The following is a 19,573-nucleotide window of genomic DNA, read 5'->3' as shown; positions in this document are numbered from 1 at the left end:
CTGTATTTTATTGTATATGGTATACTGTACTACGACGTAGTACGAAAGAGGTGAGTAGCGTGGCGATGACGGCAACTGCCATTAGATTTGCAGATGATGAGCGAGAGTGGATTCAAGCGTTTGCGGATTTTACCGGCCAGACTTTTTCTGAAGTTGTTCGCGAATCTGTACTAGAACGCATTGAAGAGGCCGCTGATCTACAGGCGTATTCCGAGGCCTTGGCCGAGGATGACGATAAGCGGTATTCCATGGATGAAGTCATGCGTATGGCTATGACGTCAGAATGATCTATCGCGTCGAGTGGTCTAAAGCGGCTGTCAAACAGCTGCTCAAAATACCCAAGAAACAGCGGTTACTGATAGTTTCATGGATCAAAGAAAATCTTGATGGTTGCGTAAACCCAAGAAATGTCGCAAATGGGAAACAACTGCAAGGGACAGGTTCCGGTTGGCGCTGGCGCGTTGGTTCGTATCGGCTTCTTGCAAAAATCGAAGACGAGAAGCTCGTTATCGTTGTTGTGCGCGTTGGTCATAGACAGGGTGCCTATAAAAACCTGCCCAAAATGTGATAATTGGTTTCGGCAATGCGCTTTTCAAGCCGAATGCCTATTTGTTATGGCACTCCCGTACGCCATGACCATCATGCTCATGTTCATGTCCGTGCGCTACAGGCTGACCAAGATTCGTATAACACATTCTATTTTCATATATGAGATACTCTTCATGCATGACGTAACGGCGAAAGGTAGGCGGTTTGCCGCCAATGGTCGTTTATTATTTTACATGGACGAAAGATATTTGAGGAACGTATCAATATGTTTGAAGCTTTCATAAAAGACATGGGACTTACTCTGGGCTGGCAGATGCTGGTGGCGTATGTGCTGCTCTTCTCGCCGGCCCTTATTCCGGGTATTTTGTTTGTACACTCGTTTCGCAAGGAGCCAAGACAGTTTCGCAATGCTCTTTATTTGCTTGCAACCGTGTTGTGGCTCGTTTTGCTTTTACTTATGCGCTTTGGCCAGATGTGGACCGTCTATGTTGTCATAGTCCTCTTTGCGCTCTTCCCCGTGGTAACCTGCACGTTTTTGACTGTAAACAGCATCATCGTTATCCGGAACAATGGTTTCTCGCTTACGTCGCTTTTACCGATAGCTCTTGCGCTCTTTATCTTTCTGATGTACTGCATACCTATCTATGCAAGTCAGGATGGTCTCTTTCTTGAGGTTCTACCACTTTTCTTCTTCGAGGGCCTGTGGTTTTCCTTTACCTTTGTGGCACTGCTCTTTTATTCGTGGCTGTATCGAATCTTGCCCAGGCATCGTCGGTATGACTACATCATCATTCATGGTGCAGGTCTTGACGGCGAGAAGCCCACACCGCTTTTAGCCGGGCGCATAAATCGCGCTTTGGAACTTTGGAAACGACAGGATTGCTGCGGTAAGTTTGTGGCTTCAGGAGGTCAGGGCGATGACGAGGTGGTAACCGAGGCTCAGGCCATGCGTGGTTACCTGATGGAACATGGCGTTTCTCAGGAAACTATCCTTATGGAAGATCGTTCAAGGACAACGTGGGAGAATCTCAAATACTCGCAGATGCTCATGAACGCCGATGCGCAGTATCAAGACTATACGGCGGCGATGGTTACCAGCGACTTTCACGTGTTTCGTTGCGCCGAGTATGCGCATAACCTGGGTCTTAAGGCTGATGGTGTGGGTTCGCATACGGGCGGATGGTACTGGCCGACGGCATTTATCAGAGAGTTTGCGGCCATTACCAAGGCTCATTTCTGGCCTTATGCCGTTATTGCGGCGCTGTGGTTTATACCGATTTTCTTTCAGCTCGTAAGCTGCGCTTGAGGCGTGTGGCCGGAGCAATTGACATGGAGCCGGTTTGCTCAGGCCGCTATTTGGAGCTGATTGGCGCGGAGTGCCGGTTTGCTTAACAGTTAGTTTTTAAGTGAATTCAAGGGTGCTGGGAATCGACCGCCGCGGTAGGCAAGGGTTGAGCCGGCAAAACGATTGACAGGCATCACCGGAGCCGAGCCAAAGAGACCGCCAAATTCCAGCATATCGCCCTCCGTATAGCCGATGGCAGGGATGACTCGAACGGCCGTGGTTTTGGTATTGATTACGCCGATAGCCATTTCATCTGCGATAATGCCGGCAATGGTTTCTACGGAGGCATCGCCGGGGATGGCAATCATGTCGAGACCCACCGAACACACGGAGGTCATGGCTTCAAGTTTTTCCAAGGAAAGAGCACCGTCTTGAGCGGCGCGGATCATGCCGGCATCTTCGGAGACGGGGATAAATGCTCCCGAAAGACCTCCTACACTGGATGATGCCATGACACCACCCTTTTTTACGGCATCATTGAGAAGGGCAAGGGCGCAGGTAGTTCCCGGTCCTCCGCACTCACCAACACCGATGAGCTCAAGGATGCGGGCAACGGAATCGCCGGCCGCCGGGGTGGGAGCAAGGCTGAGATCCACGATGCCCTTCTCGACACCAAGTCGACGGGAAGCTTCCCGACTCATGAGTTCGCCTACTCGGGTGATCTTAAAGGCGGTCGCTTTGATTTTCTCGGCAACGTCCATAAGGTTTGCGTCGTGAGGCAGCTCTTCAAGGGCTGCAGCCATGACGCCGGGGCCCGAAACGCCTACATTGATGACGGCATCCGCTTCACCGCCACCGTGAACGGCTCCTGCCATGAACGGTGAATCCTCAACCATGTTGGCAAAAACAACCAGCTTGGCAGCTCCATAGCACTGAATGTCGGTGGTGCGGCGTGCTGCCTCAAGCACAGTCTGAGCCATAAGCAGTACGGCATCCATATTGATGCCGGCACGCGTGGAGGCAACGTTGACAGAAGAGCATACGCGTGTCGTAGTGGCAAGCGCTTCAGGAATGGACGCAATGAGGCGGCGGTCCGCATCTCCCATACCTTTATGCACGAGGGCGGAAAAGCCGCCGAGAAAATCAATGCCCAGCGTTTCAGCGGCATGATCAAGTGCATGAGCCAGCGGCGACAGATCTGTCGCATTTGTGCAGGCGGCAATGTGCGCAATCGGCGTGACCGAGACGCGCTTGTTGGCAATGGGGATTCCGTATTCGCGCTCAAGATCGCAGGCAACTTTTACCAGATGTTCCGCTTGTCGCACAATACGTTCGTAGACCTTCTCGCACATACGGTCCAAATCATTGTCCGCGCACGAATTGAGCGATATTCCCATGGTAATTGTGCGGAGGTCAAGATTCTGCTCGCTGACCATTGCGAGCGTTTCGGCAACTTCTTGCGGCGTAATGTTCATGCAGATCCTCTACGTGTTGGTTTTATGGTGGCTAAAAATCTATCTCATTATATAGTGGCAGTGTCGAGAAGTACTCTTGCGCCAAGAAAAGCGTAATGGTGCTAAGCCACACAAGAAGGGAAATCCATGTCTGAGAAGGTAACGCTTAAATCAATTGCACGTGAAGTTGGTCTTTCGCCTGCAATGGTTTCTCTGGTGCTGAACGGCAGACCGGTTCGTGTTACCGAGGAAAATCGTCGGCGCATTTTGGAGGTTGCCCGACGCGAGCATTACATTCCCAACCAGATTGCGCGTAGCCTGGTGACGCAACGCTCAAAAACGCTGGGGCTCATTGTTCCAAACATTGAGTCGAGGTTCTTCTCGTCTTTGGCGCGAAATCTTGAGCTTAGATGTAGAAAGCGTGGATATGCGCTGTTTATTACCAATTCGGATGACAATGCCACCAATGATTCCGAGCTTGTAGGGCTGTTGGCAAACCGTGGAGTTGACGGGCTTTTTGTCATTTCTTCTGGAGGGCGAGATGCGCAAAACCTAACAGCAAACCTGTCACAGCTAACCATTCCATTCGTAATGGTTGACCGCACCATAGACGATCTTGTTTGTGACAAGGTGTATTTCAACAATAAGCTGGGTGGTTATCGGGCAACCCAGTATCTGCTTGACCATGGGCATACGCGTATTGCGTGCATGGTTAATACCAAGTCCGCAACTGGTGCACGCCGTCTTGCCGGGTACAAACAAGCACTTGCCGAGAAGAACATCGAACCGGATTCCAATCTTGTGCTTGACACTGACTACTACATCCCTGATGCGTATCTTGCTGCTCAAAAGCTGGTTCGTCTGAACGCCACCGCAGTGTTTGCCGGTTCTGACAACATTGCCCTAGGGCTGCTTCGCTATCTTTATGAGCACGGACTTCATGTTCCGCAAGATTATTCGGTCGTCGGATATGACAACAGTGCTGCGGACGCTCTTTTTGAACCCGCATTAACATCGATTGAGCAAAATGTTGAAGAGTTGGCAGAAGCTGCTCTTAACCTGCTATTTTCTAAAATAACCGATGACACCCAGAATGAGGATTCCCGCTGTACCCATAAAATAGTACTGGAGCCTCAACTCATTGTGAAAAACAGCGTTTGCAGAATTGATGGGTAATATTTTTTTGTTATAATTCCAGCTTGTATGTATAAACCAGTAACCTAAAAAAGAATACAAAGGATAGTTACATGCTTGAGCAACTCGCAAAGCTCTTCTCACTTATTGTTCAGCCGGCATATGATCTTACCGGTAGTTGGTGGGCGGCAATTTTTCTATTTACCCTTGCGACTAAAATTATTCTTATGCCGCTTGCTCTTTGGACGCAGCAAAACTCCATCGTTATGGTAAAAATCATGCCCGAGATGTTTCGCCTCAAAACGCGTTATTTCGGTGACCGTGAAACCATTGAAGAGCGTCAGAACGAACTTAACAAGAAGGCAGGCTATCATCCACTTTTGAGTCTTATTCCTCTTGCAATCCAAGTGATAATTCTCTTTGGTCTTGTCGACGTCATTCATGGCATCACCGATTCAGGTGCACCCGGCACGGAATTTCTCGGCATGACCCCCATCATCGATGGCGGAATTACGTGGATCATGCCTCTTGCTGCCGCACTTTCGTCCGTGGCGCTCGGTCTTGCGTCCAACAAGATAAACCCGCTTCAGCGTGAGCAGAGTCGTGCCGAGAAGAACACGACCAACGGTCTCTCTATTGCAATGTCACTTGTGCTGGCAATATATGTGGTATGCGGTATGGCGTTTTACTGGGTCTGCTCGAATTTGCTTTCTATTCTTGTACAGGTTGTTTGCAATATCATCATCGATCCGCACAAACAGGTTGATTACGAGGCGCTCAATGAGGCTCGTAAAGAATACGAGGCAATGGAGACAGCCACCAAGTCAACAAAGAAGTGGTTCCAGCGCGATCCGTATGCCGCTCGCGAGAAGAGCGATTATGCTCGGTTCTTCAACACAATCGGTAAGCACCTTGTGTTCTATTCTGAGTCAAGCGGGTTTTATAAGTACTTTCAGGGCGCCATTGAATGGCTTCTGTCTCACTCCGATGTCCATATTCACTATGTAACGTCTGACCCCAACGATCAGGTTTTTGAGCTCTCCAAAAAAGAGCCCCGCTTGATTCCGTATTATTTGGGCCAGCGCCGATTGATTACGCTTTTTATGAAAATGGATGCCGATGTTGTGGTGACTACGCTTGGCGATCTTGAGAGCTCCTATATGAAACGCTCATACGTAAAAAAGGATGCCGAATATATCTATATGCCCCACCACATGACATCGATGACAGTAACCTCAACGCGTAATGAATATACGTATTACGATGGCGTTCTTTGCGTTGGTCCTCATCAGCAACATGACCTTGAGCTTCTTGAGAAGTACTATGACACCAAAGAAAAGAACAAGCCTGCCATTGGATATGACTTGCTTGATCGCTCTATTGCAAATTATGAAAAGCAAGGCCTTGGACAGCATGAGTCAGAAGAGAGACCCCTCATTGTTATTGGTCCTTCGTGGCAATTTGGCAATATCTTAGACAGCTGTATCGATGACTTACTCAAAGAACTTATGGGTCATGGCTGGCGTATCGTAGTTCGTCCACATCCTGAATACGTTAAGCGCTATAAGCCTCGTATGGATGAAATCATTGCTCACTATGCTGATGTGGATTCCTCGGAGCTTACGTTTGAAACTGACTTTAGCTCAAATACTTCTGTGCTTTCAGCGAGTTTGCTTATCACCGACTGGTCAAGTGTTGCAGAGGAATTCTCGTTCACCACGCTGAGGCCTTCGGTTTTCATTGATACTGAGATGAAAGAAAACAATCCCGACTGGTCAAAGATTCACTCTGATCCCTGTGACATTACGCTGAGAAATGAAATCGGGCGTAGTTTTGATCCCCAAAAAATGGATGGTCTGGCAAAAGCGGTTGAGGAAATGTTTAATAATCCGCTCGCATGGTCTGATCGAATCAAGGAGATTCGCGACAATATGATTTTTAATTTAGGTCATGGTGGTGAGGCTGCTGGCAAGTACATTCTTGATCGCGTGTTAGCGCATCAAGAGAAGCGCATGCAAGATCACGACGATGCAGATACGAAAACGGAAGACTAAACATGGTAGATATACATTTGACAGTAAGTAAATCACTAAGCGTTAAGCAAAAATGTGCTGTATGTATACACGATGCGTGCTACATAGTGCTTCTCGCGATTGCATTTTTGTGCATCTTTGCAAGGCCTGCGTATGCGTATGTCGATCCATCAGTTATGACGTATACCATTCAGGCACTGGCAGCGGTTGCGGTGGCACTTTCAGCGGTATTAGGTGTGGCATTTAGACGCTCTCGAAAAGTACTTTTCCGGGTATTCCATATTGACGAGAATGCTACAAAAATCGTTGAAGAACCAGTCCATAGAGTTGATGCAAAGGGAGCTGAAGCTGCCAATATCCATATGGGCGAGGTCTTAGCTGATGAACAGATTCGAATGCGCAACTATAAAGAAGGACGGCTGGGGCTTCGTGGACGCTTCTTTACAGCTCTTCTTGTATGCGCATTCTCGGTGTATACCGTTTTTGTAGTAGCTCCGCTTGAACTAGTTGCTAACAACGCAAAGGATCTTTCCTTTAGTTTGACTGATGTTTTTGGCCCCGTAATGATTGCCGGTCTTATTATGACGCTGGTAGCAGCTGTATTCTTCAGTGTATTGCGCGGCCGTGTGTTTAATGTGGCAAGTGCGCTTGTGTTTGGACTTGGATTTTGTGCTTACGTACAGGCACTTTTCATGAATAAAGATATGCCTCTTGCTGACGGGCACGAAGTGTATTGGGGAGATTTCACACGGCAAATGATCGTATCTGGTTTTGTGTGGATAGTCATCCTAGGGGCAATTACGGCATTTAGCATTATTTGGGCGCGTAAGACAAGAACCATTTTTTCGGTGGCAGCCATTGTGTTGATTGTGGTACAGACGGTTGGCGTTGTGAGCTTATGGGGACCTGCGATTCAGAATTTTACAGATACTACTGCAGCAGAGACTGCAGGCATCCGCGCAACGCGGGAGGGACTATATAACGTTTCCTCAAAAAAGAATGTAGTCGTTTTTGTTTTGGACACCACTGATACACTTGAGGTTGAGCACCTTCGCGAGACCAATCCGGAAACCTTTGATGGATTAACCGGCTTTACGTGGTATAGCGATACTGTTGGCAGTATGATTCCAACACGATATGGTGCTATATCATTACTTTACGGTCTTCGTCCAACTGACACAAGTCGACCCTTTGAAGATTTTGTTCAGAATTGGGCTAAAGATAGTACTTTTCTCAGTGATATCAAGTCATTGGGATATTCATCTGGCATTTACTCGGATATGGTTGAGTATGATTGGGAAGCGGCTTACGTGCGCGATCGTACTGTTAATGTACATGAACTTCGCGGCCGAGGTGCTGATAATCAAATGGATACCTTTGGAGCGTTGCGTATTTTATATAAAACGGCACTTTGTAGGGATTTACCTTGGATTTGTAAGCCTCGCTTCTGGTATTACACTGAAGATCTTAATATGCGTATGCGCAAAAACGTGAATATGGATGAGATTGATCTTTCTTCTCAACCATATCAGGAAGACGATCTTAAGTATTATGGAGAGCTCAAGCATTATGGTTTAACAACGCAAGAAGAGGCACATGGAGAAAACGGAGATTTTCGCTTTATCCACCTAATGGGTTCTCATCCGCCTTTTATCATTAACAAGAATGTTGAACCTGCGAAAAATGAGTCTGAGCAAACTGAGGACGAACAGACAATTGCATCATTTAAGATTGTTGAGGAATATATTAAAGAGCTTAAGCGTCTCGGTTTGTATGAGAACACATCCATCATTATTACTGCTGATCATGGTCGTTGGTATTTGACATCGGAAGATATCAAAACTCCTTCGGCACCATGTATCTTCTATAAGCCTGCAGGACAAACAACTGAAGAGGCATCGGCCCCTATGAAAGTTTCCAGTGCACCTGTCTGGCATTATGACATTTTGGCTCAGGTACTTAAAGATATGGGTGCTGACAAGCAAATGCTCTCTAATTACACAACACCTCTCGATGAAGTAAAAGAGGGCGAGAATCGTCCTCGGTACTACATTGAAACGCTCTCTAATGGGAAGCAAGATACCGAGCTGAGAGAGTTTGTTATTAACGGTGATGCAAAAGATATGAATAATTGGAGCCTTACCGGTAAAGTGTGGCCTATACAAGAGTGGTGATTCTGTGATATCCATGAGGTAGGTATAAAAAGAGTGACCTTATTGATTGCACTTCTCATTAACAATCAGGCGCACTTGAGGTCTCTACAGTAAGCCAGTTTGGCAGGCCGGCCGAGAAGATGCGTGCAAGCGCATAAGTCTCGGGAATACTCAGCAGCGCAACAGCAACATACGGCTCTTGGTCTGATTGAGGTGTTGCAAATACCAGAACCCTTTCATCTGTATTGTCGGCAGTATGAGCGCGCACTTCCTGTACGGGAAGTGCGCGGTAGATAACGTTGAGCGAGGGATTATACAGCTCAACCATAACGCGGTAACCTGCGGTACCCGCCGTCCGTGCGCCCTCGAAGAGAGTGCTTACATTCAGGTTCTTCTCGCGAATGATAGCCTCAAAGAACGACGAAGATGCCCATGGGCGTTTGGGGTCAAAACAGATGGTTTCAGATGCCGGAGTGTGCCTGACTGGTAGATAAAAATCTTCAGACGTGCTTGTAAGCTGCTGGTGGGCTTTGCGGTATGCGTATGCAGTGGCAATGGTTGCCTGCTGCAGAGGTAGAGACCGTGATGCAAAATCGTCAGTCTCAAGTGCAATATGGCTTGAAACTTCCTGTACAAGCAATTTCCAATCAGCAACAGGTCGTTCGCTTGTAAGAAGTCGCAGAGGATCAAGCGCCAGATGTCCCTTTTGGGAAGGAAGCTTTTCCCATGGAGAAATTCCTGCACGAGGAAGTCCTCTGAACGGATCAACGGTAAGGGTTGCAAGATCGGAGGGGGAGACGTTGATGGCTGCCAGTTTCCAGGGTCGTTGAGCCCGTGGAGTTCGCTTGAGCGTTGCAGTTATTGGGTTCGATTGGTGAGGAAGCTTATAGCGCATGGGGAAGGCAATGTTTCCTCCCGCAATGCTTATGTTGTGCGATGCGCTTGCGAGAAGAAAATCCTCTGTCAGCAGCTGAAAAACATTGGCATCCATGGGTGCTATTTGATACAAGATGCCCATAAGGTCATTGTCTATGTGGACTTCATTTTCGAAATCTTTAGGAAGACAGTTGGGAGCAATATTGGTTTCGGTATTTGACACCGACTTGGGATTTGTTTGGAGCTGCGCGCCAGAGCCAGAGGGATCGTAGGTAATCGTAAGAGATATTGAAGGCTCGCATGGAGCAGCTTCAAGATGTGGCTGCTCCGGTGCGTGCTGTTTTTCCGTGGCCGATTGAGCTCTTTGGGTGTGCTGGGAATCAGGTTTATCTGAAAAACCCAACGTTGATTGAGACTCTTGGGTAACAGCCTCTTTTACTGCATCGATGAGCTCCGAGATGAACATGTCTCCGCTCTTTTGGTCGTCAGCGTCTTGAGTTCTAACTTGAGTTTTAACGTCTTCAGTTTTGACATTTTCAACTGTTATATTTTCGGTTTTGGGGTTTTTGGTTTTTAGAGAATCCTTTGGTTCTTGAGAGTCTACAGCTTGTATGAGGTGCTTTGGCTTTACGGGTACTACGTGCTTAGCTCCACGCTTATACTTCCAAGGTTTACTATTTGAAGATGTCCTGTTGTTCTTATCGCCTTTCGCAGGAGCCGCTAAAGCTTGTTCAAAGGCGGCATTTTCAAGGATCGTGACAAAGACAACACCCTTTTTAAATACGGTGACTTTTATGAAGTGAGGGAATGCTTCTACAAGCTCGCGCGCGCTTACCGCTCCAAAATCAGCGGGCGCAAGACCATCGGACTCCAATACCTCATTAACGCGGATAAGCGCAGTCTGACGGTTAATTCCTAGCTGTTTTTTTAAAAGTATATAGAGATACAGCTCATGTGCTGACGGTATTGTATGCATAGCGTTTCTGCCCTCGTGCAATCTGTGCGGTTTGCTAACTTCTGTTATTTACTTTTATAGTACCCACATTGGATACCGTTGCTCCGCAAAATTTGTCCGCAGGCTGAAAAATCCAAGTTTTTGCAGTTTAGAATTGATACTATGAAAAAGTCAGGTATATGTTTTTGGAACGTTTGAGGAGAGAGATGAAACTCAATGTAAAACGAACGCTCCTCATTGGTTTTGCGTTCTTTTCTATTTGCGCGTTCTGGCAGATGTACAACAGCGTTATACCGTTGATGCTCACCAATACCCTGCACCTTGACGAGACCATCTCGGGTGCTCTTATGGCTCTCGATAATGTACTTGCCCTCTTTCTACTGCCGTTTTTCGGTGCTCTTTCCGACAAGTGCACACACCCATGGGGCAAGCGCATGCCGTTTTTAGTTTTTGGTACCGTGGTGGCTGTTGGCACGATGGTATTTCTACCTATTATTGATAATTCAGCAGCGGAACAGCTGCATCCCTGGAAAATATATGTCTTTGTCGGCGTGCTCTTGGTGGTACTTATTGCCATGGGAACATACCGAAGCCCCGCGGTGGCACTCATGCCCGATCTCACGCCCAAGCCCCTGCGTTCAAAAGGAAATGCCATCATCAACCTTATGGGAGCTTGCGGCGGTATTGTGTATCTGCTGATCACATCGGTTCTTTATAGCAAAAACCGTGTAGGAGGGCTTGCACACGTCAATTACTTGCCGCTTTTTCTTGTTGTTGGCGCCATTATGTTGGTATCGGTGGCAATTGTTTTTATGACCATTAAGGAACCTAAGCTCGAGCAGGAGTTTCGTGCCTATGAGGAAAATCACCCAGAAGATAATCTTTCCGAAACTGATGCCTCCGGTCGAGAAGTACTTCCGGCTCCGGTAAAGCGCTCTCTCATTTTCCTGTTGCTCTCAATCGCCTTTTGGTTCTTGGGATATAACGCTATGGAGACATGGTTCACTACGTATGCACAGGCAGAGTGGGGGATGAGTCTTGGAGAAGCATCGCAGTGCCTTATTGTCTGTACCGTAGGAGCCATTCTCTCCTACATTCCTTCCGGTCAAGTGGCGGGAAGGATTGGGCGTAAGAAAACAATTCTTATTGGTATTTTGCTTTTGGGCGGTGGATTTGCCCTCTTTGTGGTGTGGACTCTCATGGGGCTGGGCTTCTCGCCAGCGCTTTACGTGGTGATGATAGTTCTTGGCATAGGTTGGGCGTTTATTAACGTCAACTCGCTTCCCATGGTTGTCGAGATGTGCAAAGGATCTGATGTTGGCAAATTTACCGGCTACTATTACACGTTTTCGATGGCATCACAGACGGTAACGCCGATTGTGGCAGGATGGCTCATGGGACATGTTTCGTATGAGGCGTTGTTTATATATTCTACGGTTGCGGTAGGAGTAAGCTTTATTACAATGCAATTTGTGCACCATGGAGACAGTCATACTATTGCTAAGCATGGACTTGAAGTATTTGACGAGTAGGGCATTTGACGACTTGCATTGGCAGGAGGAAGACGATGGGTAATTTCATTAAACGAGCTGCTGTTAATATCGTTGGTCTGACGATTGGTCGATATGCTGCAAAAACGGCGCTTACATCACCTGCCGCGCGCAAGATACTTACGAGTGCCATATCGAAGTCTGCACATGCCGTGGGTGGTATGGTGCATAAACAAGTTTCAAAGCACCTTCCGGCACCTGTCAAACCTTCGCTTCCCAGTGCCGATGATGTTCGCCATTCAGTGGCGCGTGCACAATCCTTACTTGCAGATGCTCAGGTAGCTATGACTCATATTAAACCGCAGATAAATGTATCAAAAGGTAACCGTTTGCCGGAGCTTGATAGCGAGCTCGCAAATACGTCCGTGAGCGAGAATATATCTACAGAGAAGCAAGATTCAGAGATTTCTCGTCCAAAGGTACATCCCGTTTTGAAGGGTGCGGCGGTTGCGGCCGGCGTAACGGCGGGGGTTGCTGCCGGTGTTGCCGTGCTCGCTGCATTTGCCGTTGCTCCGCGTATTAAGGGAAGCAAAGCATTGCAGGCACACTGGGATGAATTTAAAAAATACCGTTATGCGCATCGCGGTTTACATGATATTGAGCGGGAGATTCCCGAAAATTCTCTTGCCGCATTTCGGCGTGCCGTTGAACATGGTTTTGGATCAGAGCTGGATGTCCATCTGACAGTCGATGGTCATTTAGTCGTTGTTCATGATTCGGACTTAAGTCGTCTTTGTGGAGTGAATGACGTTGTTGAGAATTGCACGCTTGACCAGCTGAAAACATATCGTTTACTTGACACGGAAGAAGGTATTCCTACATTTGATGAGGTTTTATCTTGCTACGATTGGAACGGCGAAGATCAATTGCCTGCACCTTTAATTGTTGAGGTAAAAACGTGTGGCGGAAACGCTGAGGAAGTAACCAAACAAGTCATGCAAGTTCTTGACGAGCATTCTGTTCGCGTAGCAGTTGAAAGTTTTGATCCGATGGTACTTCGATGGCTTCGTATACACCGTCCGGAGGTACTTCGTGGGCAGCTTGCAGAAAACTTCTTTAACGATAGTCAAGTATCCGATTTGTCAATGCCCAAGAAAGCTGCCGCAACGGCACTTCTCGGAAATTCTTTGGGAAGACCGGACTTTATTGCTTACAGATTTGAAGACCGGAAGAACCTCTTTGTGGATGCGACGTGCCATAAGATGAAGGCGCATCTTATAACGTGGACTATCAGAAGCGAAAGAGACCTTCTCGCATCTGAGGCCGAAGGTGCTCCGGGAATTTTTGAAGGTTTTATTCCTACTGCGCGATCGTTGGTGAATCTCTAAAGACGTATGTAAATTGTTTGTTGATGAGAATAATTGAGATGCGGTTGACGTACAACTTACTTATTAAGCTCCTAATTTCGTAGTGGAAACAACGTAAGTACTATTTGGTATATTGAATGAAAATGGGGAAAATATCGGAGAGATATGAGGGATATTTGAAGGGACATTCAATGAACTACGAGTCACGAGATCAAATAGAAGAGAAGTATCGGTGGGATCTCTCTTCCATGTACGAGAGCGATGAGGCCTTTGAGCAGGCGCTTGTTGACATCAAAACCTATCCGGAACAGCTTGCTGCATATCGCGGAAAAATTTCGCAGTCCGCATCAGAGTTACTTGCATATCTGAGGCTGGAAGACCATGTTGCGCTTGAGTTTGAAAAGGCATGGAACTATGCAGAACGTCGCTCCGACGAAGATACACGCGTATCAAAATACCAAGCGTATACTGCACGTTGTATGAGTTTGTATACACAGCTTGAAGAGGCGGGATCTTGGTTCAATGCCGAGTTGCTCTCTATTTCCGAGGATACCATTGCGAGCTTTTATGCAGACGAACCTGCGCTTGAACACTATCGTCGCAAACTTGAGCAGGTTTTACGTATGCGCGCTCATACACTTTCTGCAGCTGAAGAAGCACTTCTCGCCCGCGCTAATGATGCCGCCTCCCAGCCCGCCAACGTGTATTCCATGTTTGAAGATGCGGATCTTACCTTTGATGACGCAACGGACGAGAAGGGTCAAAAGCACAAACTAACAAGTGGCTCATACATTCCAATGCTTATGGGACATGATCGCGTCCTGCGTGAATCTGCGTTTAAGCAGCTGTATGGTCGCTACAACCAGTTCCGCAATACTTCCGCAGCAATGCTTACAAGTCAGATCAAGCAGCTTAAGTTCTTTGCTGATTCCCGCAAGTACGAAAGTTCTCTTGCATATAGCCTTGATAAGAACGAGGTCCCCGTTGAGGTTTACGATAATCTGATCGAGGCCGTTCACAACAATCTTCCTGCTTTCTACAAGTATATGGATTTACGCAAGCAAAAGCTGGGTCTTGATGAGCTTCACTATTGGGACATCTACGCTCCGCTTGTTGCTGATGTCGACATGAAGTTTACCTACGAGGAGGCCTGCGACCTTATCGTTAAGGCGCTTGAACCAATGGGCGAGAAGTATCTTGATCTAGTCAAAAAGGGACTTTCAGAGCGGTGGGTTGATGTATACGAAACCCCTGGTAAGCGCTCTGGAGCCTATTCCGCCGGCGGTAAGGGTATGAACCCCGTGATTCTTATGAACTTCCAGGGTACGCTTGATGATGTGTTTACCCTCATTCACGAGATGGGGCATTCAATACACACGTACCTCTCGTCCCATACGCAGGAAATTACGTACTCAAATTACGTGCTCTTTGTTGCCGAGGTGGCTTCTACCTGTAATGAAGCGCTGCTCTCGCATTATCTCCTTGAGCACGAGAGCGATCCGGCGCGCCATGCGTACATCCTCAATCACTTCCTTGAGGGCTTCCGCGGGACTATATATCGTCAGTGCATGTTTGCCGAGTTTGAGCGTGATGTTAACGCCATGAATGGACGAGGTGAAGCGCTGAACGCCGATGTGCTTTGCAAGCACTACGGCGAGCTTAACAAGCTCTACTTCGGGACAAACATTGTGCCTGACGAAGAAATTCAGATTGAATGGGCTCGCATTCCTCATTTTTACTACGACTTCTATGTTTACCAGTACTCCATTGGTTTCTCGGCAGCCATTGCCTTGTCGCAGCGCATCCTTAAAGAGGGCGCGCCTGCGGTGGAAGATTATCTCAACTATCTTTCCGGCGGATGCTCAAAGCCTCCGATTGAGTTGCTTCGCGGTGCGGGTGTGGATATGGCAACACCAAAGCCCGTGAACGAGGCGCTTGCGTACTTCTCGGAACTTGTTGATCAGCTCCAGGCCGAGCTTTCATAACAATCGGGGAAAAGCGCATTTCTAAAGGCAGTATGCGAGAAGGACGTTACACTTAGAGGCGGCGTCCTTCTTTCGTTAAAAGGGTAGAGCAGCTATCGTTTTGAAATGACGTTGTAGCAAAACGTTGCCGGATGGCTGCGAGTTTGTGTGAACTCAAACATAATGCCATCAGAATTAAAGGAATGACTTTCTGTAACCGCAACGCAATTAAACGTTCCCAGGTCAAGATAGCTAAAATCCTCATCGGTGGCCAACTCTACGGTGATTTGTCGCTTGCTTTTAAGAATGCGCATACCGAGAGTCTCTTCGAGATACGAGAAGATGGAGTGTCTTGCGTCCTCCTTTGAAAGGCGTCCTACTGCGCTTTCAAGAAGGTAATCATGGTCTATTTGACGAGGAATGCCGTTAAGACCGCGAATACGTACGATACGTATGAGTCTTTCGCCTGCGGTAAAGCCCGTGTGATACGCAAGGGCATCGCTGCAGACGATTGTCTCGAATTGTTTGACCTCGGTATATGGTATAAGGCCGTTACGCTGCGCGTATTCTTGGAAGGATTCAAGACCCTCAAGAGATCCAAGAATGTCGTGAGTTTGCTTTTGCCAAATAACTCGGACACCCCGACCATGGATAGGCTGAAGATACGCTTCATCGGAAAGCATGGAGAGGGCGCGCCTGAGAGTGTTTCTTGAGCATGTATATGAAGCCGTCAGTTCTGTTTCAGGAGGCAAGAAGGATTGGTAGCCATAAGTACCGTCAAGAACCTTTGCTTTAAGATCTTGGTAGATATTTTCGAATCGAGCCTTTGGCATAGCAGCATATTCCTTTGAACAACGAAGAAAACACACAAAAGATAGATATTCACAGGTAGATAGCGATTTAATAGTGTTCTTTTTGTGTTGATAATACGTCAATACTGTGAAGATTCCAATCGGATGACCGTTCACCGATAATTTCATACCGTTTACCGCTGATGTTGTTCAGACAACTTTTACAGAGTGGTTGTAAAAAAGATATACTTCTGTAAGTTACGTAAGTGCTGGCTGTTAGTTGTGGTAAAGATTGCCCTTGCAGTCATAACTTACAGATGATTCTGTGTGGGCTGTGCAGTCGGCGCAGTACGTTCCATGAGGAGGAACAGTATGTCCAATCTAAATCGTAAGCAGTTTGTCACTCTGAGCGCATCAGCTCTTTGCACCCTCAGCCTTGCGGGCTGTGGCGGCAATAAGGCTGATGACAAAAAGGAGGGTTCAGGTGACGGTGCAAAAGGCTCCGTTTACTTCCTGAACTTCAAGCCTGAGGCTGATAAAGAGTGGCAGGATCTTGCCAAGAAGTACACCGAAGAGACCAAGGTTCCCGTTAAGGTTGTTACCGCTGCTTCCGATACCTATGCACAGACATTCCAGTCTGAGATCAACAAGGAAGCTTCCGCTGCTCCTACACTTTTCCAGACCAACGGTCCTTCCGGCCTCATTGGTGTTAAGGATTACTGCATTGACCTTAAAGATGCCAAGATTTTGGGCGAGCTTACCAACGATGCTCTGAAGCTTGAGCAGGACGGCGTTGTATACGGCGTTGACTACGTTGAGGAAGACTTCGGCATCATTTATAACAAGAAGCTCCTTGAGAAGGCCGGCTATAAGGGCGAGGACATCAAGGACTTTGCATCTCTCAAGAAGATCGTTGAAGACATTCAGGCTCGCAAGGATGAGCTTGGTGTAAAGGGTGCCTTCACCAGTGCCGGCCTTGATTCCAGCTCAGACTGGCGCTTTACCACACACCTTGCCAACCTTCCTCTGTACTATGAGTTCAAGGATACCGGTAAGCCGGACGCTAAAGAGATTAAGGGCACCTATCTGCCTAATTACAAGCAGATTTTTGACCTTTATATCAATAATTCCACCTGCGATCCTACTCAGCTTGCCGGAAAGACCGGCGATGACTCCGTTGCAGAGTTTGTTAACCAGGAAGCCGTCTTCTATCAGAATGGCACATGGGCTTACAACGATATTAAGAAGCTCGGCGATGACGCTTTGGGCATGATTCCTATCTACATCGGTGTCAAGGGTGAAGAAAAGCAGGGTATGTGCTCCGGTGGCGAGAACTACTGGTGCGTAAGCTCTAAGGCCGATGAGGATTCTCAGCAGGCAACGCTTGACTTCATGTATTGGTGCGTAACCTCCGACACCGCTACCAAGGCAATTGCTGAGGAAATGGGCCTTACCATTCCATTTAAGAATGCTAAGCCAACCAGCAACGCTCTTGCTAATATCGCTGCTGATTATGCCAAGAAGGGCAATGAGCCTGTGGCTTGGGACTTCATCTACATTCCTTCTCAGGAGTGGAAGACCAACCTCTCCAGTGCGCTCAAGGGTTATGCGGCAGGTACCGAGGATTGGGATGCCGTTAAGACTGCGTTCGTTGATGGTTGGAAGACTGAAAAGGAAGCAAATGCTGAGTAAGGTTTGTTTTTAGGTAGCTCGTAGCTGTAAGGGGCGAGAAGGGCAAAGCCTCTTCTTGCCCCTTTATTGCATGAGAAGGGAATTTTCCTATGGTTAAAATGTTGAAGCGCTGGTGGCCTCTTTTCTTGCTACCTACAGCGCTTTCCTTCTTATTTGGATTTGTTGTTCCGTTTATCCAAGGCCTGTATCTCTCGTTTTGCAAATTTATCAGCATCAGCGATGCAAAATTTATAGGTTTTTCCAATTATGCTGCAGCATTTGCAGATAAGCAGTTTGCAAACGCGTTTTGGTACACCGCGCTTTTTGCAGTCGTATCGATGATACTTATTAACGTGTTTGCGCTTGCCATTGCACTTGCTCTGACACGCAAGCACCTGAAGGGTACAAATACATTCCGTACCGTATTCTTCATGCCAAACCTCATTGGCGGCATCGTGCTTGGCTACATTTGGAACATCCTTATTAACGGTGTACTTTCAAATGTCGGACAGCAACTTTTGGCGTTGAATAGCACCGCAGGATTTTGGGGCATGATCATCTTGACGCTCTGGCAGCAGATCGGCTACATGATGATCATCTATATTGCCGGCCTTCAGTCTATTCCAAGCGATTATCTTGAGGCAGCTAAGGTTGATGGAGCCACTGCATGGCAGACTCTGTGGAAAGTAAAGATTCCTAACTTGATGCCAACCATTACCATTTGCTTGTTCTTGACTATTACCAACGGCTTTAAGCTCTTTGACCAGAACCTCGCACTTACGGCGGGCGAGCCCAAGCATGCAACCGAGATGCTTGCTCTCAACATCTATAACACCTTCTATGCACGTCAGGGTGGCAAATGGATGGGCATTGGTCAAGCAAAGGCAGTTATCTTCTGCATCCTGGTCATTGCAATCGTTATGGTCCAGCTTAGAGCCACTCAGTCTAGGGAGGTGCAGCAATAATGAAACGAGAAACAACCGTCAACAAGATCATTTCGGTCTTCTTCACCGTTTTGTCTCTTGCGTGGATCTACCCCATGGTCATGATCCTTTTGAACTCCTTTAAGCAGGAAACTGCCATTACCACAACGTCGGCGTTTGAGTTCGTAACACCGGAAAATACTGCCGGTCTTGCAAACTATATCTCTGCGCTTGAGCGTCAGGGTTTTGCGGCGGCATTTGGATATTCTTTGGTTATTACCATAACGTCTGTTGTTCTTATTTTGGTGTGCTGCTCCATGTGCGCATGGTATGTGGTACGCGTCAATAACCGCATCTGCAAGGCGTTCTATTACCTGTTTGTCTTCTCAATGGTCGTTCCTTTCCAGATGCTTATGTTTACGCTTTCCAATATGGCAACAGTGTTGGGATTCAATACGCCATTTAATATCTGCTTTATTTATCTTGGATTTGGTGCCGGATTGGCGGTCTTCATGTTTGCGGGCTTTGTTAAGACCATCCCGCTTGAGATTGAGGAAGCCGCAACCATTGATGGCTGCAATCCCATTCAGACCTTCTTCCACGTTGTTCTTCCTATTATGAAGCCCACCTATATCTCAGTTGGCATTCTTGAGACTATGTGGGTATGGAACGACTACCTCCTTCCGTATCTTGTACTTGATCGTACGAAATACAAGACGATTCCTATCTTGATTCAGTATTTCCGCGGTGGCTATGGTCGAGTAGAAATGGGACCTATGCTGGCGTGTATCATGATGGTCATTATCCCAATCGTTGTCTTGTACCTTATCTGCCAGCGCTACATCATTAACGGTGTCGTATCTGGTGCGGTAAAGGGTTAAGCATTTGCGAGAAGTACGTCCGGCGGGTATTTGGTTCTGACGCACTT

Annotated in this window: 15 protein-coding genes; 12 read left to right on the top strand and 3 right to left on the bottom strand. The window is 47.3% G+C overall.

The window, feature by feature from the left end; genetic code table 11:
- Positions 1–50 precede the first annotated feature (50 nt).
- From relB to ATORI0001_RS05970, 3 genes are all read left to right on the top strand, one after another.
- Positions 51–287 carry a type II toxin-antitoxin system RelB family antitoxin gene (relB, locus tag ATORI0001_RS05980; protein ID WP_244851845.1) on the top strand — a complete coding sequence of 79 codons (237 nt, stop codon included), beginning with the start codon at positions 51–53 and terminating at the stop codon, positions 285–287.
- Complete coding sequence (locus tag ATORI0001_RS05975) at positions 284–568, top strand: type II toxin-antitoxin system RelE family toxin (protein ID WP_003149869.1); 285 nt, start codon at positions 284–286, stop codon at positions 566–568. Before relB ends, ATORI0001_RS05975 begins: the two co-directional genes overlap by 4 nt.
- Before the next feature lie 246 nt (positions 569–814).
- Entirely contained in the window at positions 815–1,855 is a 1,041-nt protein-coding gene (locus tag ATORI0001_RS05970) for a YdcF family protein (RefSeq protein WP_003150110.1), read from the top strand.
- Positions 1,856–1,944: 89 nt separating this feature from the next.
- On the opposite strand, the gene ATORI0001_RS05965 is transcribed toward ATORI0001_RS05970, so the two are convergent.
- Positions 1,945–3,309 carry a PFL family protein gene (locus tag ATORI0001_RS05965; RefSeq protein WP_003149907.1) on the bottom strand — a complete coding sequence of 455 codons (1,365 nt, stop codon included), beginning with the start codon at positions 3,307–3,309 and terminating at the stop codon, positions 1,945–1,947.
- 126 nt (positions 3,310–3,435) lie between these two features.
- On the opposite strand from ATORI0001_RS05965, the gene ATORI0001_RS05960 reads away from it, so the two are divergent.
- The 3 genes from ATORI0001_RS05960 to ATORI0001_RS05950 all read left to right on the top strand — a co-directional run bounded on the left by ATORI0001_RS05960 (position 3,436) and on the right by ATORI0001_RS05950 (position 8,629).
- The gene (locus ATORI0001_RS05960) at positions 3,436–4,464 is read left to right on the top strand and encodes a LacI family DNA-binding transcriptional regulator (protein ID WP_003150081.1); all 1,029 of its coding nucleotides are present in this window, start codon (positions 3,436–3,438) and stop codon (positions 4,462–4,464) included.
- A gap of 71 nt (positions 4,465–4,535) precedes the next feature.
- A complete protein-coding gene (locus ATORI0001_RS05955) occupies positions 4,536–6,476 on the top strand; it encodes a YidC/Oxa1 family membrane protein insertase (protein WP_003149970.1) in 1,941 nt (646 codons plus the stop codon).
- Positions 6,477–6,562: 86 nt separating this feature from the next.
- Positions 6,563–8,629, top strand: a complete 2,067-nt coding sequence (locus ATORI0001_RS05950; protein WP_003150016.1) for a sulfatase-like hydrolase/transferase — start codon at positions 6,563–6,565, stop codon at positions 8,627–8,629.
- 58 nt (positions 8,630–8,687) lie between these two features.
- On the opposite strand, the gene ATORI0001_RS05945 is transcribed toward ATORI0001_RS05950, so the two are convergent.
- A complete protein-coding gene (locus tag ATORI0001_RS05945) occupies positions 8,688–10,460 on the bottom strand; it encodes a hypothetical protein (RefSeq protein ID WP_003149940.1) in 1,773 nt (590 codons plus the stop codon).
- A gap of 185 nt (positions 10,461–10,645) precedes the next feature.
- On the opposite strand from ATORI0001_RS05945, the gene ATORI0001_RS05940 reads away from it, so the two are divergent.
- The 3 genes from ATORI0001_RS05940 to pepF all read left to right on the top strand — a co-directional run bounded on the left by ATORI0001_RS05940 (position 10,646) and on the right by pepF (position 15,281).
- Positions 10,646–11,971 carry an MFS transporter gene (locus ATORI0001_RS05940; RefSeq protein ID WP_003149814.1) on the top strand — a complete coding sequence of 442 codons (1,326 nt, stop codon included), beginning with the start codon at positions 10,646–10,648 and terminating at the stop codon, positions 11,969–11,971.
- Between the two features lie 35 nt (positions 11,972–12,006).
- Positions 12,007–13,317 (top strand): glycerophosphodiester phosphodiesterase, encoded by a 1,311-nt coding sequence (locus tag ATORI0001_RS05935; RefSeq protein WP_003149748.1) that lies wholly within the window; start codon positions 12,007–12,009, stop codon positions 13,315–13,317.
- Between the two features lie 170 nt (positions 13,318–13,487).
- A complete protein-coding gene (gene pepF / locus ATORI0001_RS05930) occupies positions 13,488–15,281 on the top strand; it encodes an oligoendopeptidase F (protein ID WP_003149935.1) in 1,794 nt (597 codons plus the stop codon).
- A 92-nt stretch (positions 15,282–15,373) separates the two neighbouring features.
- Here pepF and ATORI0001_RS05925 read toward each other — a convergent pair whose 3' ends face one another.
- A complete protein-coding gene (locus ATORI0001_RS05925) occupies positions 15,374–16,093 on the bottom strand; it encodes a GntR family transcriptional regulator (protein ID WP_003150070.1) in 720 nt (239 codons plus the stop codon).
- Positions 16,094–16,423: 330 nt separating this feature from the next.
- On the opposite strand from ATORI0001_RS05925, the gene ATORI0001_RS05920 reads away from it, so the two are divergent.
- The 3 genes from ATORI0001_RS05920 (at position 16,424) to ATORI0001_RS05910 (ending at position 19,526) form a co-directional block, all read left to right on the top strand.
- Positions 16,424–17,743 carry an ABC transporter substrate-binding protein gene (locus tag ATORI0001_RS05920; RefSeq protein WP_003149825.1) on the top strand — a complete coding sequence of 440 codons (1,320 nt, stop codon included), beginning with the start codon at positions 16,424–16,426 and terminating at the stop codon, positions 17,741–17,743.
- Between the two features lie 89 nt (positions 17,744–17,832).
- Positions 17,833–18,687 carry a carbohydrate ABC transporter permease gene (locus ATORI0001_RS05915; RefSeq protein ID WP_003149978.1) on the top strand — a complete coding sequence of 285 codons (855 nt, stop codon included), beginning with the start codon at positions 17,833–17,835 and terminating at the stop codon, positions 18,685–18,687.
- Positions 18,687–19,526 (top strand): carbohydrate ABC transporter permease, encoded by an 840-nt coding sequence (locus ATORI0001_RS05910; RefSeq protein WP_003149726.1) that lies wholly within the window; start codon positions 18,687–18,689, stop codon positions 19,524–19,526. The genes ATORI0001_RS05915 and ATORI0001_RS05910 overlap by 1 nt, the downstream gene beginning before the upstream one ends.
- The last annotated feature ends 47 nt before the right edge of the window (positions 19,527–19,573 follow it).

Origin of the sequence: Lancefieldella rimae ATCC 49626 (genome assembly GCF_000174015.1) — a bacterium.
Classification (GTDB): Bacteria; Actinomycetota; Coriobacteriia; order Coriobacteriales; family Atopobiaceae; genus Lancefieldella; species Lancefieldella rimae.
This window is presented reverse-complemented; position numbering and strand designations above follow the sequence as displayed.